This window comes from Verrucomicrobiia bacterium (assembly GCA_023953615.1).
In the GTDB taxonomy this organism is placed as follows: domain Bacteria; phylum Verrucomicrobiota; class Verrucomicrobiia; order Limisphaerales; family JADLHS01; genus JADLHS01.
The window spans coordinates 1841275-1856562 of sequence record JAMLJH010000001.1 but is presented as its reverse complement, the minus strand read 5'-3'; the positions used below and the strand labels follow the sequence as shown (position 1 = coordinate 1856562).

Below are 15288 nucleotides of genomic sequence, written 5' to 3'. Positions count from 1 at the left end.
ACCCGCAACGCGTCATTTCCAATCTGCGGAATCGTCCGCTTTACCCGCTTGCGGCAATCCGCCGCCGGTCACTGCAAGCCGCACTCGCAACCGAAGCCGCTTCCCTTGACCGCCAACGGAACGGTTGGGGCAAACTGATTATGGGTGTTCGCCCAGACCGCCTTGATAGACGGCTTCGATAATAACCTCTCTCGCCCAAATAGTTCTTTTCTTGCTGACATTGGGACACGTCATGGAACCAGTAATCCGGTAAACTGTCCAGATGCATAGGACCCAAGAGAGATTTGTTTCCCCGCTGGATTCAGTTCGCGCCGTGCGTTAGGCTGCGCGGTCTATGTTTGATACGGTTAAAATTTCTTTGGAGACCGCCGCGCAGAAACTTACGCACCTGCGGAGGTTTCTTTGACGTCGCCAATCTGCAAAAACGTCAGGGCGAGCTCGACTCGCTGATGGCCGGCGAGGGCTTTTGGGACAATCGCGAGCAGGCCCAGAAACTGATCAACGAGGGCAGTTCCATCCGCAACAAAATTGAGCCGCTGGTGGCGGCGGAAAAGCAGTTGGACGACCTCCGCGTGATGTTGGAGTTGGGCGAAGCCGAGCCGGCGGAAGCGCAGTTGCCGGTGGAGCGGGAGCTGGAGCGCGACCTGGGCAGATTCCTCAAGGAACTGGACGGATTTGAACTGCGCGTCTTTCTCACCGGCCCACACGATCACAGCAATTGTTTCCTGAGCATCAACGCCGGAGCGGGCGGCACGGAGGCTTGCGATTGGGCGGGGATGTTGATGCGCATGTACCAACGCTGGGCGGAGGGGCGCGGCTGGGAAGTGGAAGTGGAAGACGCGTTGCCGGGCGAAGGCGCAGGCATCAAAAGCGTGACGCTGATCATCAAGGGTGAAAACGCTTACGGCTTCTGCAAGGCCGAGCGCGGCGTGCATCGGCTGGTGCGCATCTCGCCGTTCGACGCGAACAAACGGCGCCACACCAGCTTCGCCAGCGTGGATACCATTGCGGAAATCGAAGAAACGTCGTCCGATATTGTGATTCCGCCCAGCGAGTTGCACGTGGATACATTTCGCTCCGGCGGCAAGGGCGGACAGAACGTGAACAAGGTGGAAACCGCCGTCCGCATCACGCACTTGCCGACGGGCTTAGTGGCCGCCTCGCAAAGCCAGCGTTCGCAACACCAGAATCGCGCCACCGCGATGCGCATGTTGATCTCGAAAATTTACGCGCAGCGCGTGGACGCGCAGAAGGCCGAGATGGAACGATTTTACGGCGAGAAAGGCAGCGTGTCGTGGGGCAACCAGATTCGCAGCTACGTGTTTCAGCCGTATCGCATGGTGAAGGATTTACGGACGGGCGTGGAGACGAGCGACGTGCAAGGCGTGATGGATGGCGACTTGGACCCGTTTGTGAACGGCTGGCTGCGCGCGGGCGGCCCGCTCAAGCGGATGCAGGGCTTGAAGGATGAGGAAGAATAAATTTAACGCAAAGTCGCAAAAAGGCAGAGACGCAAAGGTTTTGTTTTCTCTGCGCCTTCGGGTCTTTGCGTCTTTGCACTAAAATAAATCCATGAACATTCTCGACACCATCGTTGAACAGAAAAAGCTCGAAGTTGCCAAGCTGGCCGAGCGGTTGATCGCAGCGGGCGACTTGCGCGATGCCATGCTCGAACATGGCGAGCGGCGCGACTTTTTTGCCGCGTTACAGAATCCACGCGGCGGCGATGTGGCGTTGATTGCCGAGGTGAAGAAGGCGTCGCCATCCAAGGGCGTCATCTGCGAAAACTTCGATCCGGTTCGCATCGCCAAGGAATACGAAGCGGCAGGCGCGAGTTGCCTGTCGGTGCTCACCGATGAAAAGTTTTTTCAAGGGTCACTCGATTATCTGCGGCAAATCCGCGCGGCGGTGAAGCTGCCGTTGTTGCGGAAGGATTTCATCATTGATGAGCGGCAGATTCTCGAAGCCATCGAATGGGGCGCGGATGCGATTTTGCTCATCGTCGCCATCCTTGATGACGTCCGGTTGCAAAATTTTCACGACCTGGCGGTGGAGGCTGGTTTGACGGTGTTGGTGGAGGTTCACGATGAGGCAGAGCTGGCCCGCGCGGTTGCCATCGGCGCGAAACTGATCGGGGTGAACAACCGCGATTTGAAGACGTTCAAAGTTGACCTCGCCACCACCGAACGGCTGGCCGCGAAGTTGTTCATGTCGTCTGCTACGTCTCACGCATCGCTGTTGGTCGCGGAGAGCGGCATTTTCACTCGTGCGGATGTGCAACGTCTTAAAGCCTGCGGCGCGGGCGCCATCCTGGTTGGCGAAAGTCTGATGCGCGGCGGCGACATTGCCGCGCAGGTTCAAGCGTTGCTGGCAGCAAAATAAAAACCGCCCGGGATTTCTCCCGAGCGGTTGAAGTAACCTGAATTGGAATTCTTACTTGCGACGGCGCGCAAACAGCGCCAGCGCTCCAAGACCAACCAACGCCAAGCTGGTCGGCTCCGGCACGGCGGTGACAACAATGTTGTCAAACAGGCCGAACAACACATCGTTACCGGTGAGGTCGGTTGTGGAGGCGTTGATATCGAACTGATTGAAGAGAATGTTATTGCCACCAAGCGTTCCGGCGGCGGATGCGTCCACCGTCGCCATCAGCAAGCCATCCACTTTCCAAGTAATGATACCGCCAACATTCGCAATTTCCACGTCGCGCCAAGCCCAGCCTAATGTTCCGGCCGCCGTGGCCCCAGTTTGATTTGGGTATAGCGCTATTTGGGCGGCTGGAGCGGTCTCACCACCGAACTGGGCATAGTAAGCGTCGCTATTATTTTGGCTTCCGGCCGCATAAACTCCAGAAGCGACTGTGTAACTGGTTTGAGCCGCGGGTGCGTAAGCGCGATAATCGGTTGCGGTGCCGCCTTCGCCGCTACCGCCAAAAAAGATGCTGTCCACCACCCCGCCCGCGATTTGTGAGGAGGTGCCGGCGGTGCCGATGCCGGCACCCGAGATTTGCGTCGAACCCGTGCCTCCGCTTGGAGCCGGACCGGTGAAGTTTAGCCACATGTCAAAACGCAGGATATAATCGCCCGTAAAGCTTTGACCAATCGGTGACACACTGACGCCCGCAGGGAAAGTCGCAGTGCCAAAACCAAACTGGTTCGCCCGCAACCGCAGGCCATACGTGCCATCGGACACGCCCGAATGGGGGGCTTGGGGAATACCGACTGAGCTGTAGTCAAAGAAGAAGTTGGCGTCCGAGCCGAGGCCTAACGTGTTCACGCTCCAGTTCGCCGTGGTGTCGGTTTCGAAATTTTGACTCCACAAGGTTTGTGCATTTACGGTGGTGGTAGCAAATGCCATTGCCACAGCGCCACATACAACAGGTACTATTATAGGACTTATTTTCATGATCTTATTTACAGTCTTTTATTGAGTTGCGGACGCGACGGTGGCAGATCCCTCTCTTGGAATCAAGGGAAAACCGCACCGTTACGGTTAAATCCGTAAATTTCCCTACGCCAACACCCAGGTTGCATCAGTATTTCACCGTCTCCCACTTCTTGGATTTGGAACTGGCCAGAATGGCTTCGCAGATGGCGAGTTCATCATGTCCATCCTGGAACGTGCTGAAATCCGGTCGCTTTTCTTTGCCGGCAACGTAGGCGTAAACGCGGAGCAGAAAATTCTTGAGTCCGTCCGGATACGCTTCGGGATGACCGCCGGGGTAATGCGCGTAAGCCCGCGCGCCCGGACTCAGGAGCGATGGATCTTTGATCAGCAGCTCATTCGGCTTCTCGCGATAACCGATCCAAAGTTCGTTGGGGCGCTCCTGATCCCATACGAGCGATTTCTTCGATCCGGCCAGTTCGTAGAACAGCCGGTTTTTTCTGCCGGCAAAGCATTGCGACACGCTGAACGAGCCGTGCGCGCCGTTGGCGAACTGGAACAACACACTGGCAAAGTCCTCCGTATGGATCGGCACCGGTTCGTAATCCGTCGGCTTGAGCATTTTGCCCGAGTAGGTTTCCACCTCCTTTTTGGGTTTCATGCGGCGCTTGTGGATGGTTTGGAAGTCGCCGAATACCTTGGTGATTTTCAGTCCGGTGATGAACTGAATGGCGTCGCACCAGTGCGAACCGACATCCGCCACGGCGCGCGACTTGCCGCTGAATTGCGGGACGAGCCGCCAATTCCAATCCGTGGCGAGGTAAAGCCAGTCCTGCGTGTAACTGCCGGTGGCGTGGAACACGTCACCCAATTGGCCGGAGGCCACCTGATTCCGCGCCTCTTGGACGAGCGGATAATAGCGGTAATTGAAATCAATGGCGTTCACCACGCCGGTCTGCTTGGCGAGCTTCACCAGCTCGCGCGATTCCTTGGTGGTCATGGCCAGCGGCTTTTCGGAGATGACGTGTTTGCCCGCCGCCATGATTTTTTTGCTGATCTCGAAATGGATGTGGTTCGGCGTGCAGTTATGAATGACTTCGACCTCCTTGTCTTTGAGCAAGGCGGCGATGCTGCCGTAGGATTTGGGGATGCCCAACGCGGTGGCTTTGGCGCGGGCGAGATCCTCATTCGCTTCGCATAACGCCACCATTTCCACGAAGCCGAGCCGGCGCGCGGCTTCCACGTGTGCCGGTCCAATGAAACCGGTGCCGATAATTCCTGCTTTGATTGTTTTCATAATTTAAATCGTGTCTTTCCGGGGGCGTAAATTTCCCGCGCGGCGACCGCATGGTGGCAGTTGGGCGCGGTGGTGGCAACTCCCGGCTTTGCCGGTTTTACTGGAGGGAACTTCATTCCGGTTGGGCCTGACGGCCGTCGGGATTCTCATTTGCGTTTGGCTCATCCGCTTGGAGCTTGCGGTTTTCCGGCGGACTGGCCTAGCATGGCAGGAAATCACAGTTGTAACTGGATTGGCGCTATGTCAAACACGAACCGTATCACCCGGCAATCTCTCAACACCAGCAACGTCCTGTGCGTCATCATGGGTGGCGGCCAAGGCACGCGGTTGTTCCCGCTCACCAAGGACCGCGCCAAACCCGCCGTGCCGTTCGCGGGCAAGTACCGGCTGGTGGACGTGCCGATTTCCAATTGCATCAATTCCGGTTTCCGCCGGATTTACGTACTGACGCAATTCAACTCGACCTCGCTGCACCGGCATATTTCGTTGTCGTATAAGTTCGATCAGTTCACCAGCGGCTTCGTGGAAATCCTCGCCGCGCAACAAACCTTCGCGGACGCTTCCTGGTACGAAGGCACGGCGGATGCCGTGCGCAAGAATCTGGTTCACTTTTTGGATCATGATTTTGAGTATCTGGTCATTCTGAGCGGCGACCAGTTGTACCGCATGGATTTTCGGCGCATGATCGCCGAGCACCGCGAGAGCGGCGCGGATGTCAGCATCGCCACGATTCCCGTGCGCCGCAAGGAGGCGGCGGCGCTGGGCATCATGCAAATCGCGGAGGACCGCAGCATTGTGCGCTTTGTGGAAAAACCCAAGGACCCGGCGGTGCAGGATTCGTTGCGGTTGCCGTCGGCCTGGTATTCCAAATTGGGAATCAAAGGCGATGAAGAGTATTTCCTCGCTTCGATGGGCATTTACGTGTTCAACCGCGAGGTGATCCGCAAACTGCTGGATAACGATTTCACCGACTTCGGCAAGCACATCATTCCGCGAGCCATCGAGACGCACCGGGTTTGTTCGCACATCTATCAGGGTTACTGGGAGGACATCGGCACGATCCGCGCCTTTTTCGAATCGAACCTCGACATGGCGGCGGAATTGCCCAAGTTCAATCTCTTCGACATGAGCGCACCGATTTTCAGTCGCCCGCGCTTTCTTCCCGGCTCGAAAGTGAACGGCGCGCAGATTGATCACGCGGTCATTTCCGATGGCTGCATCATCAACCCATCCAAAATCCGCAACAGCATCGTCGGCCTGCGCATCATTGTGGGGCGCGGCACGGAATTATACCGGGTGGTGGCGTTGGGCTGCGATTATTTTGAATCGCGGGAATCCATCAACGAACACGAGCGGCACGGTCGGCCCCGGGTGGGTATCGGCACGAATTGTCGGATTGAGAATGCCATCATTGATAAAAACGCGCGCATCGGCAACAACGTGATCATCTCCCCGGCGGGCAAACCCGACCACGTGGATCACGAATGGTATTTCATCCGTGACGGCATCGTGGTGATTCCCAAGAACGCTTCCATTCCGGACGGCACCGTCATTTGAAATTCATCCGTTCCAACATGTTTGTGTGCGACGCGGCGATTGCGGAACCCGCACAATTTGTCATTTTGCCAACATGAAATTGCACTTCTGGCGGGAACAATTGCGACTGGCCAACACCTGGACCATTGCGCGCGGCAGCACCGATCTTTTCCAGGTCGTCATGGTGGAGTTGACGGATGCCCGAGGCACCGTTGGCATCGGTGAAGCCAGCCCGATCCAGCGTTATCACGAATCGCCCGCCACGGTGGAGGATTTTTTCCGCAAGGTGGACGGCGCCCGGCTTTCCAGCGAAGACATTCCCGGCAGCATGGCGTACTTGGAAACGGTGGCGGCGGGAAATCGCGCGGCCAAATGCGCCTTGAATCTGGCGTTGCTGGACGCCGCCGGGAAGCTGGCGGGTAAACCGATCTATGATTGGTTGGGCCTGGGATTTCGCAACGAGCATCACGTCACCTCGTTCAGCATCGGCATTGATCGGCCCGAAGTGATTCGGCAAAAAGTGCAGGCCGCTGACGCCTATCCGGTTTTGAAATTGAAAGTTGGCGTCGCGGGCGATCGGGAAATCCTCGCGGCACTGCGGGAAGTCGCCCCGCACAAGCCCGTGCGCGTGGATGCCAATGAAGGTTGGAAAACCCGGGAAGAAGCGTTGGAACGGCTGCACTGGCTGGCGGACGACGGGCACATTCAGTTTGTGGAACAACCGATGCCGCAGACCACGCCACCGACCGATTTGCGCTGGCTCAAGGAACGTTCGCCGTTGCCGCTGTTCGCGGATGAGTCGTACCATACCACGGCGGACCTCGCGCACTGCGCCGAATGTTTCCACGGCGTGAACGTGAAGCTGGTTAAAACCGGCGGCGTCAGCGAGGGATTCAACGCCTTGAGCCGCGCGCGGCAGTTGGGGTTGAAAACCATGATCGGTTGCATGATCGAAACCAGCGTGCTGATCAGCGCCGCCGCGCATCTGGCCGAATTGTGCGACTACCTGGATATTGATGGAAATCTGCTGACGACCAACGATCCGTACGCGGGCGTGACCGCCAAACGCGGCATCCTGTCTTTTGCCGGCGCGGCAGAAAAAAATGGATTGCGCGTCAAACGGATCGCGCCTTTGCCGATAGCAGCGACTTCGTCAGCTCCGCGCGAAAATATCTAACGCCGGGCGCGGATCAGTTGTTTGGCCAATCGGATCGCGGCGATCATGCTGGACGGATTGGCCGTTCCCTGACCGGCAATGTTGTAGGCCGTGCCGTGATCGGGTGAGGTGCGGATGAATGGCAATCCCAACGTCCAGTTGATTCCACTTTCAAAAGCCACCGCTTTCAACGGCGCCAATCCCTGGTCGTGATACATCGCCACCACCGCGTCGTAATCTCCCTGCAACGCGTAGTGGAACACGGTGTCGCCGCTTAGCGGACCAACGACATCAAAGCCGTTCTGCTGCATCACCTGCACGAGAGGGCTGATGGTGGTGATTTCTTCCGTGCCAAATTCGCCGCCTTCACCGGCGTGCGGATTCAATCCACAAACAGCCACCCGGGCGCGCGACAGCCCCAAATCGCGACAGGCTTGCGTGGCGAGTTCAATGGCCAGTTTGATTCGCTCCGTAGTCAGTTTTTCGGGGACGGACTTGATGGAAATATGCACGGTCGCCAACGCCACGCGCAGCCAGCGGCCACGCTCATCCGTACCGAGCAACATCATGGCCGTCCGTTGGGTTTGCGCAAGTTGGGAGAGCAATTCCGTCTGCCCCACAAACGGCTGGCCGGAGCGCACGATGGCCGCCTTGTTCACAGGAGCAGTGACGAGAGCCGCCAGTTCGCCTTGCCGACAACGTTCCGCGCCGGCCCGCAGCCAGGCGACGGCGGCGCGCGCGGCCGGCGCGGCGCCGGGATGAAGGTTCAGAGTGAGATCGCGTTCGGACTTGCTGGCGAGTTGCAGCCGCGCTTTCCCGAGCGGCAACGCCAGTTGCAAGCGCTCATTCCAATGTCGGAGGATCGTTGGTTCGCCAAACAGCACGTAACGCGCATCGTCCCGTGGCAGTTCGGCCGCCAACGCCTTGAGCGTGACTTCCGGCCCGATGCCGGTGATGTCTCCCAACGAGATGCCGATGGCTTGCGTCATAACCAGAATTCCATCCGGCCGCGGATTTAATAATCAAAAATCCGGATGAAGGTTTCCTTCCTCAACTTGTCAATATAGCTCGCTTCCAACCGCGCGCTTTCCTGCTGCTGCAGCGTGCTTTCAATTTCGTCGCGCACTTCGCCGATGGGTTTTACGTGCGCCGTGCGTTTATCCTCCAGCAACATGATGAAATAAGCCTGCGGTGTTTCGATTACGTCGCTGAGTTCGCCGGGATTGAGTTTGAAGGCAACCTCGGCCAGCTCGGAGCGCAGCACGGACTTTTCCGTCCAACCCCATTCGCCGCCCTGGGTCCGTTGCGCGCCCTGCGAATAAATGGTGGCCATTTCGGCAAATGGCGCGCCCGCTTTAAGCTTCGCCAGAATTTCCCGGGCGAGGTCCAGAGTCATGCCCACCTCCTCGGACGCACCCTCGTTTTTATTCAGCATGATCATGCGCAATTTGACCTGTTCGGAAACCTGGTAGGTCTCCTGATGCGCCTGGTAATACTCCTCGATTTTGTACGGCGAGATGATGGTTTCCTGATTGACGTTCTTGCGCCGCAACTGACTGACGAGAAAGCGTTCCTTGATTTGTTGCCGCCATTTTTCAAAGGTCATGCCGCGAGCCTGCAGGGTTTTGGTCAAAGTCGCCCGATCGCCGTAGCGTTTGATTTCGTCGTTCACTACTTCATCAATCACCACCTCCGGCAGGCTGTAACCCTTCTTTTCGAAATCGTGCAGAATCAATTGATGCTTTTCCGCGCGTTCGAAACTTTCCCGACGCGCGGCTTCGATCTTTTCCTGAAACACAGCGGGCTGCCGGCCGTACTGGCGATACAAATCCTCGGCCATCATGGCCACGTCCGATTCGATTTCCCCATAGGTGATGACCGACGTATGCACCACGGCTTTGACGCCGTTGATCAATTCGGCGGCTGATGCCGAATGAACGAGGCCCATCGTCCCCAATCCCATCACGCACAACCATCGGAAAATTTTCCTCATCCTCACCCGCTGATGCTAGGAGCGGGCCTGGGGCGGGTCAAGCGCGCCACCGCAGTGGATGCTTGACGCCAGCGCCATGCCTTAACACGCTGCATGCCGTCATGAGTCAACTTGCCAGTCAAATTGCCGTTGTTACCGGGGCCAGTCGCGGCATCGGTCGAGCCATCGCTTTGAAATTTGCCGCCGCCGGTGCGGATGTGGCCGTCGTTTCCCGCACGGTGGAAAATTCGGAAAAAGTCGCCACAGAAATCCGCGCGCTCGGTCGCCAGGCCTGGGCCTTGGCGGTGGACGTGGCGGATGGCGCGACCGTCACCGCCGCTGCGGAAAAAATTCTCGCGGACTGCGGCAAGGTGAACATCCTGGTCAATAACGCCGGCGTCACGCGGGACGGTTTGTTGATGCGCATGAGCGACGCGGATTGGGACACGGTGTTGAACACCAATCTCAAAGGCGCCTTCCATTTCACCCGCGCGCTGTTCCGCAACTTTGCGCGGCAACGCTCGGGACGCATCATCAACATCGCCTCGGTGATTGGTTTGATCGGTAATCCCGGCCAGTGCAACTATGCCGCCAGCAAGGCCGGTTTGATCGGCTTCACCAAATCCACCGCCCGCGAACTGGCCTCTCGCGGCGTAACCGTGAACGCCATCGCGCCCGGATTCATCGAAACCGACATGACCTCGGATTTGAAACCTGATTTGCGCGACGTGATTTTGAAACAGGTGCCGCTCGGCTGGTTCGGTCAGGCCGAAGACATCGCCAACGGTGCGCTTTATCTCGCCAGCGACGCGGGGCGGTACGTCACCGGTCAGGTGCTGACCATTGACGGCGGGATGGTGATGTAAGAAGCCGCGCGGTCGAATCGAAGCCGTCGGGTTGGCCGGGCGGGGCGAGCATGCATCAAACCGGAAGCAAGCCGGACGGGGCGCGCGCCTCGGGCTTGACGACTTTAGTTTGGAAATTCTGAAACTGATGGAAGCATTACCACAAACCCGGCTCTACACCGGTAAATTTCTCGCCCTGATTCAGGAGGGACATTGGGAATATGTGGACCGTCCCAACGCCACTGGCGCCGTTTTACTGGTGGCGGTAAGTGAGGCACAAAAAGTTCTCCTGGTGGAGCAGTATCGAATTCCCATTCATGCGCGCACCATTGAGTTGCCGGCGGGGCTGATTGGTGATGATTCAGGCAGCGCAAAAGAATCCGCATTGGCCGCGGCGCGACGCGAATTGCTTGAGGAAACCGGATACGCCGCCGGGCAGTTGGAACAGTTGACGCACGGCCCCGCCTGCAGTGGAATGGGAACGGAAATCTCGACGTTCTTTTATGCGACCAAACTGCAGCGCATCGGTGCGGGCGGCGGGGTGGCGCGGGAAGCCATCACGGTGCATGAAGTGTCGTTGGCGGAAGTCCATGCCTGGCTGGAAGCCAGGGCGCGCTCCGGCGTGATGATTGATCCGAAAGTGTATGCGGGACTTTACTTCATTCTGCACCGGCAACGCTTTGTTTAGCGCCGCCGGCGGCGAGGTTTCATCGCGTGGCGTCAACCCTCCGCTGGTGATATGAAACTGCCGGCCGACTTGCGTCAATTGTTGCAAACCACGCCGGAACTATCCCGCGCTTATCTGGTGGGTGGTTGCGTTCGGGACGCCTGGCTCGGTCGTCCACAAACCGACTTCGACCTTGAAGTTTATGGCGTGGATTATGAAACGCTGGTTAATGGCCTGCGCCGCCACGGGCGCGCGGACTTGGTCGGCAAATCGTTCGGCGTCATCAAATTCACCCGTCCGGATGGCGCGCAATGGGATTTCAGCCTGCCGCGGCGTGATTCCAAAACCGCCGCCGGCCACAAAGGTTTCGCGATTGAGTTCGATCCGAACCTTGAGCCGCGCGAAGCCGCCAGCCGCCGCGATTTCACCATCAACGCGTTAATGTTCAATCCGCGCACGAATGAGTATCTGGATTTCTTCGGCGGGCGACAGGACCTGGCGGATCGCATTTTGCGTCACACCAGCGACCGCTTCGCCGACGATCCTTTGCGCGTCTTGCGCGGCATGCAATTCGTCGCGCGGTTTCAGTTGACGCCCGCGCCGGACACGGTCGCATTGTGCCGCTCCATCAGTCACACTTTCACGGAATTGGCGCCCGAGCGCGTCGGCCTGGAGTGGCTCAAGTGGGCAGGCGCGAGCCGCGAACCAGCGGCGGGTTTGCGTTTCCTGCAAGTCACGAACTGGCTGCAGCATTTTCCCGAACTGGCGGCGCTGGTGAACACGCCGCAAGATCCGGAATGGCATCCGGAAGGCGACGTGTTCACGCACACGGGTCACTGCTGCGACGCGCTGGCGGAATTGCCGGACTGGCAGGCGGCGGACGAAACCACGCGCCGCGTGCTGATGGTGGCGGTGCTCGCACACGACTTTGGCAAACCCGCGACCACCCATCGCGCGGAGCGGCACGGACGGATGCGGATCGTTTCGCCTGGACATGAACAACAAGGCGGACCGTTGACGGAGACCTTCCTCGCGCGGTTGAAAGTATCGCAGGAACTGACGAGCCGCATCGTGCCGCTGGTCACACATCATTTGGCGCAACTACAAACCGTCACCGCTCGTTCCGTGCGCCGCCTGGCCAACGCGTTGAAGCCCGCCACGATTGACGATCTCTGCCTGGTCATGCTGGCGGATTCCTTCGGTCGTCCGCCCAAACCTCGAATTGTTCCGCCTGGTATTCTGGCCCTGAAAGAGAAAGCGGCGGCGTTGCGCCTGCAAGCCGCCGCGCCGAAGCCGTTGCTGCAGGGGCGACACTTGATCGCGCGCGGCTGGCGACCAGACCGGGAATTTGGCGTCACTCTGAAAGCGGCCTTCGAGGCGCAACTCGACGGGGCCTTCAACGACTTGGCCGGCGCACTGCGCTGGCTGGACGCGCGAACGCCCGAGGGTTGAGCCATCGGGTGAACGCGATTTATTTCCCGACAACTCACCGCACTTTCTGATAATCGTTTCGTGTGGAAACGAGTCAGAGTTGACTCGCTTCGAAGTCGCCCGCAAGTTTATCCACATTGATATGAAAGCGCTGGCCCCTCGAGATGGATTTCACCGTGCGGCGACTTCCGCGTTTTTTGCGCCGACCGTGGATCAGGTCACGGTGGAAGAACGCGCCGCGGCTTTTGCCCGCCGCAGCATTAAAACCAGCGCCAAGCTGGCCGGGCTGAAAATGGCGGTGGCCATGTGCGATCTCACCACGTTGGAAGGCAGCGATACGCCGGGCAAAGTGGCGTATTTGTGCCGCAAAGCGTTGCAACCCGCCGATCCGAAGTACACCGTGCCCAGTTGCGCCGCCGTGTGCGTCTATCCCAACCTGGTGAAATACGCGCGCAAATTTCTTGGGGAGAATTCTCCGGTCAACATTGCCGCCGTCGCGACCGGTTTTCCCAGCGGCCAATATCCGCTCAAGACGAAGCTCGACGAAGTTCGTCGCACCGTGGCTGCGGGCGCGGATGAAATTGACATGGTGATCAATCGCGCGGCCTTTCTGGCTGGCGACCATGCGCGCGTCTTCGATGAAATCGCCGCCACCAAGGCAGCCTGCGGCCCGGCGCATCTGAAGGTGATTCTGGAAACTGGTGAACTCGTCACCTACGACAACGTCCGCCTTGCCAGCGAAATCGCCATGCAAGCGGGCGGCGATTTCATCAAGACCAGCACCGGCAAAGTGAATCCCGCCGCCACATTGCCCGTCACGCTCGTCATGCTCGAAGCCATCCGCGATTATTTTTTCGCCACCGGCATCCGCATCGGCATGAAACCCGCCGGCGGCATCCGTAATTCCAAGCAGGCGCTTGCCTACCTGGTGATGGTCAAGGAAACCCTCGGCGACGACTGGCTCACGCCGGAACTGTTCCGCTTCGGCGCCAGCTCGCTGGTTAACGACCTGCTCATGCAGATCGCGAAAACAGCGGACGGAAATTATCAAAGTGCGGACTACTTCTCACTGCCGTGATTTAGACAGAATTAAAGGCCGATGAATCCAACAACCAAAATTTCTGAAAAAGAAATTCCGGACCCCAAAGATCGAAGACATAAAATTCCACTGAAGGAAGACAGAATTAACCTAATGAACAGAATTTCAAGACGCAGACCACACAACTTCCCGGCCCTTGGGAAGAATTCTGCATAATTCGGTAAATTCTGTCTAAATCATCTCATGAAAACCAAAAGCAAAGCTGTGAAACTTTCCGCCAAGCGCGCTGTTACCCTACCAACGCCTGCGGTCGTGCCGCTCAAGGAACGGCGCTTGAACTTCGGCAGTAAATGGGATTACGCACCAGCACCGGAGGAATCCAAGCATTATGTCATCGCGCCGCGACATGGGTTATTCATCGGCGGCAAATTCGTCGCGCCAAAGTCGGGGAAATATTTTCCGTCTCTTAATCCGGCCACGGAACAACAACTCACGGAGATCGCAACAGCCAACGCCGCGGACGTGGACGCAGCAGTAAAGTCGGCGCGGCACGCTTACGACAAGGTCTGGCGCAAGATGCCCGGACGCGAACGCGGCAAGTATCTGTATCGCATCGCCCGCATCATTCAGGAAAAGGCGCGCGAACTGGCCGTGCTCGAGACCCTGGATGGCGGCAAGCCCATCAAGGAATCGCGCGACTTTGATGTGCCAACCGCCGCGGCGCACTTTTTCTATTACGCCGGTTGGGCGGATAAACTGGCTTATGCCTTTCCGGGCCGAACCCCGCGTCCGCTCGGCGTGGCAGGACAGATCATTCCCTGGAATTTCCCCTTGCTCATGGCGGCGTGGAAAATTGCGCCCGCTCTTGCGTGTGGTAACACGGTGGTGTTGAAGCCTGCCGAAACCACGTCGCTCACCGCGTTGCGTTTGGCGCAAATTTTTCAGGAGGCGGAATTGCCCGAAGGCGTAGTGAACATCGTCACCGGCGCGGGAGAAACGGGCGCGGCCCTCGTCAATCATCCAGACCTGGATAAGATCGCGTTCACCGGCAGCACGGAGGTGGGGAAGGCGATTGCGCGGGCGATTGCGAATCGTGGCTGCACTCGTGAGAGTGCGGCTGACTCAAAGGAAATTAGCCGTATTCTCACGAACACAGCCACAAAAATTCCCAAGCTCACGCTCGAACTCGGGGGCAAGGCGGCGAACATTTTGTTCGAGGACGCGCCGATTGATCAGGCCATCGAAGGCGTCATCGCGGGAATTTATTTCAACCAAGGCCACGTTTGTTGCGCCGGTTCGCGGTTGTTCGTGCAGGAAGGAATTTACAAGACCGTCATCAAAAAACTGCGCGACCGCATCCAGACGTTGCGCGTCGGCAATCCGCTCGACAAGAACACCGACATCGGCGCGATCAATTCCAAACCGCAGTTGGAGAAGATCAAAAGGCTGGTGCAAAGCGGCGTGGAGGAAGGCGCGCAACTGACGCAGGCCCGCTGTGCGTTACCGGCGCGGGGCTACTGGTATGCGCCCGCCTTTCTCACGGGCGTAACGCACGCGCATCGCGTGGCGCAGGAGGAAATTTTTGGGCCGGTGCTGAGCGTGATGACGTTTCGCACGCCCGAGGAAGCGGTGGCTCGCGCGAACAACACGCCTTACGGTTTGAGCGCCGGCGTGTGGACCGATAAGGGCAGCAAGATTTTCAAGATTGTGAACCAACTGCGCGCGGGAGTGGTCTGGGCCAATTCCTACAACAAGTTCGATCCGACCAGCCCGTTCGGCGGCTACAAGGAAAGCGGTTTTGGTCGCGAAGGTGGAATCCAAGGCCTGGCGGCGTATTGCCGGGTGGAGTGATGCTTTTCAGCGCAACTACGTATCGAAGGCAAGTCTTAACGTGATGATGTTTCTATGCGTTCCAAAGCTTCTATCGCATATTCTCTGACCTTTTTTGAAGGATGTGTTTT

General features: G+C 58.2%; 13 protein-coding genes. 9 read left to right on the top strand and 4 right to left on the bottom strand.

Features of this window, described 5'->3' with window-relative positions:
- Positions 1-334 precede the first annotated feature (334 nt).
- Both prfB and trpC read left to right on the top strand, forming a co-directional pair.
- Positions 335-1481 (top strand): peptide chain release factor 2 gene (gene prfB / locus M9920_07845; protein MCO5052199.1). Its coding sequence is split into 2 segments (ribosomal slippage): positions 335-403 and positions 405-1481, totalling 1146 coding nucleotides; the frame shifts between segments, so codons are not numbered across the junction.
- 91 nt (positions 1482-1572) lie between these two features.
- Positions 1573-2382: an indole-3-glycerol phosphate synthase TrpC gene (trpC, locus tag M9920_07840; GenBank protein MCO5052198.1), complete on the top strand. Its 810-nt coding sequence runs from the start codon at positions 1573-1575 to the stop codon at positions 2380-2382.
- A 51-nt stretch (positions 2383-2433) separates the two neighbouring features.
- Here trpC and M9920_07835 read toward each other — a convergent pair whose 3' ends face one another.
- Positions 2434-3357 (bottom strand): PEP-CTERM sorting domain-containing protein, encoded by a 924-nt coding sequence (locus M9920_07835; GenBank protein MCO5052197.1) that lies wholly within the window; start codon positions 3355-3357, stop codon positions 2434-2436.
- 175 nt (positions 3358-3532) lie between these two features.
- The gene (locus tag M9920_07830) at positions 3533-4681 is read right to left on the bottom strand and encodes a Gfo/Idh/MocA family oxidoreductase (GenBank protein ID MCO5052196.1); all 1149 of its coding nucleotides are present in this window, start codon (positions 4679-4681) and stop codon (positions 3533-3535) included.
- A 240-nt stretch (positions 4682-4921) separates the two neighbouring features.
- Between M9920_07830 and M9920_07825 the strand changes: the two genes are divergently transcribed.
- Together M9920_07825 and M9920_07820 are read left to right on the top strand one after the other, a co-directional pair.
- Positions 4922-6238 (top strand): glucose-1-phosphate adenylyltransferase, encoded by a 1317-nt coding sequence (locus tag M9920_07825; GenBank protein MCO5052195.1) that lies wholly within the window; start codon positions 4922-4924, stop codon positions 6236-6238.
- 73 nt (positions 6239-6311) lie between these two features.
- The gene (locus tag M9920_07820) at positions 6312-7394 is read left to right on the top strand and encodes a dipeptide epimerase (protein MCO5052194.1); all 1083 of its coding nucleotides are present in this window, start codon (positions 6312-6314) and stop codon (positions 7392-7394) included.
- On the opposite strand, the gene pdxA is transcribed toward M9920_07820, so the two are convergent.
- The gene (gene pdxA, locus M9920_07815; GenBank protein ID MCO5052193.1) at positions 7391-8362 is read right to left on the bottom strand and encodes a 4-hydroxythreonine-4-phosphate dehydrogenase PdxA; all 972 of its coding nucleotides are present in this window, start codon (positions 8360-8362) and stop codon (positions 7391-7393) included. The genes M9920_07820 and pdxA overlap by 4 nt on opposite strands.
- 26 nt (positions 8363-8388) lie before the next feature.
- Complete coding sequence (locus M9920_07810) at positions 8389-9366, bottom strand: peptidylprolyl isomerase (GenBank protein MCO5052192.1); 978 nt, start codon at positions 9364-9366, stop codon at positions 8389-8391.
- Between the two features lie 101 nt (positions 9367-9467).
- On the opposite strand from M9920_07810, the gene fabG reads away from it, so the two are divergent.
- The 5 genes from fabG (at position 9468) to M9920_07785 (ending at position 15178) form a co-directional block, all read left to right on the top strand.
- Entirely contained in the window at positions 9468-10211 is a 744-nt protein-coding gene (fabG, locus tag M9920_07805) for a 3-oxoacyl-[acyl-carrier-protein] reductase (GenBank protein MCO5052191.1), read from the top strand.
- 127 nt (positions 10212-10338) lie between these two features.
- A complete protein-coding gene (locus M9920_07800; protein ID MCO5052190.1) occupies positions 10339-10878 on the top strand; it encodes an NUDIX hydrolase in 540 nt (179 codons plus the stop codon).
- Between the two features lie 51 nt (positions 10879-10929).
- Positions 10930-12309 (top strand): HD domain-containing protein, encoded by a 1380-nt coding sequence (locus tag M9920_07795; GenBank protein MCO5052189.1) that lies wholly within the window; start codon positions 10930-10932, stop codon positions 12307-12309.
- 121 nt (positions 12310-12430) lie between these two features.
- Positions 12431-13366: a deoxyribose-phosphate aldolase gene (deoC, locus tag M9920_07790; protein ID MCO5052188.1), complete on the top strand. Its 936-nt coding sequence runs from the start codon at positions 12431-12433 to the stop codon at positions 13364-13366.
- 204 nt (positions 13367-13570) lie between these two features.
- The gene (locus tag M9920_07785) at positions 13571-15178 is read left to right on the top strand and encodes an aldehyde dehydrogenase family protein (GenBank protein MCO5052187.1); all 1608 of its coding nucleotides are present in this window, start codon (positions 13571-13573) and stop codon (positions 15176-15178) included.
- Positions 15179-15288: the final 110 nt, after the last annotated feature.

What these genes read in the sequence shown, in the direction of transcription:
- fabG (MCO5052191.1), top strand. Translation starts at nt 9,468, where the DNA reads ATGAGTCAACTTGCCAGTCAAATTGCCGTTGTTACCGGGGCCAGTCGC.
- M9920_07795 (MCO5052189.1), top strand. Translation starts at nt 10,930, where the DNA reads ATGAAACTGCCGGCCGACTTGCGTCAATTGTTGCAAACCACGCCGGAA.
- M9920_07835 (MCO5052197.1), bottom strand. Translation starts at nt 3,357, where the DNA reads ATGGCATTTGCTACCACCACCGTAAATGCACAAACCTTGTGGAGTCAA.
- pdxA (MCO5052193.1), bottom strand. Translation starts at nt 8,362, where the DNA reads ATGACGCAAGCCATCGGCATCTCGTTGGGAGACATCACCGGCATCGGG.
- M9920_07820 (MCO5052194.1), top strand. Translation starts at nt 6,312, where the DNA reads ATGAAATTGCACTTCTGGCGGGAACAATTGCGACTGGCCAACACCTGG.
- M9920_07810 (MCO5052192.1), bottom strand. Translation starts at nt 9,366, where the DNA reads ATGAGGAAAATTTTCCGATGGTTGTGCGTGATGGGATTGGGGACGATG.
- M9920_07800 (MCO5052190.1), top strand. Translation starts at nt 10,339, where the DNA reads ATGGAAGCATTACCACAAACCCGGCTCTACACCGGTAAATTTCTCGCC.
- M9920_07830 (MCO5052196.1), bottom strand. Translation starts at nt 4,681, where the DNA reads ATGAAAACAATCAAAGCAGGAATTATCGGCACCGGTTTCATTGGACCG.
- trpC (MCO5052198.1), top strand. Translation starts at nt 1,573, where the DNA reads ATGAACATTCTCGACACCATCGTTGAACAGAAAAAGCTCGAAGTTGCC.
- M9920_07825 (MCO5052195.1), top strand. Translation starts at nt 4,922, where the DNA reads ATGTCAAACACGAACCGTATCACCCGGCAATCTCTCAACACCAGCAAC.
- M9920_07785 (MCO5052187.1), top strand. Translation starts at nt 13,571, where the DNA reads ATGAAAACCAAAAGCAAAGCTGTGAAACTTTCCGCCAAGCGCGCTGTT.
- deoC (MCO5052188.1), top strand. Translation starts at nt 12,431, where the DNA reads ATGAAAGCGCTGGCCCCTCGAGATGGATTTCACCGTGCGGCGACTTCC.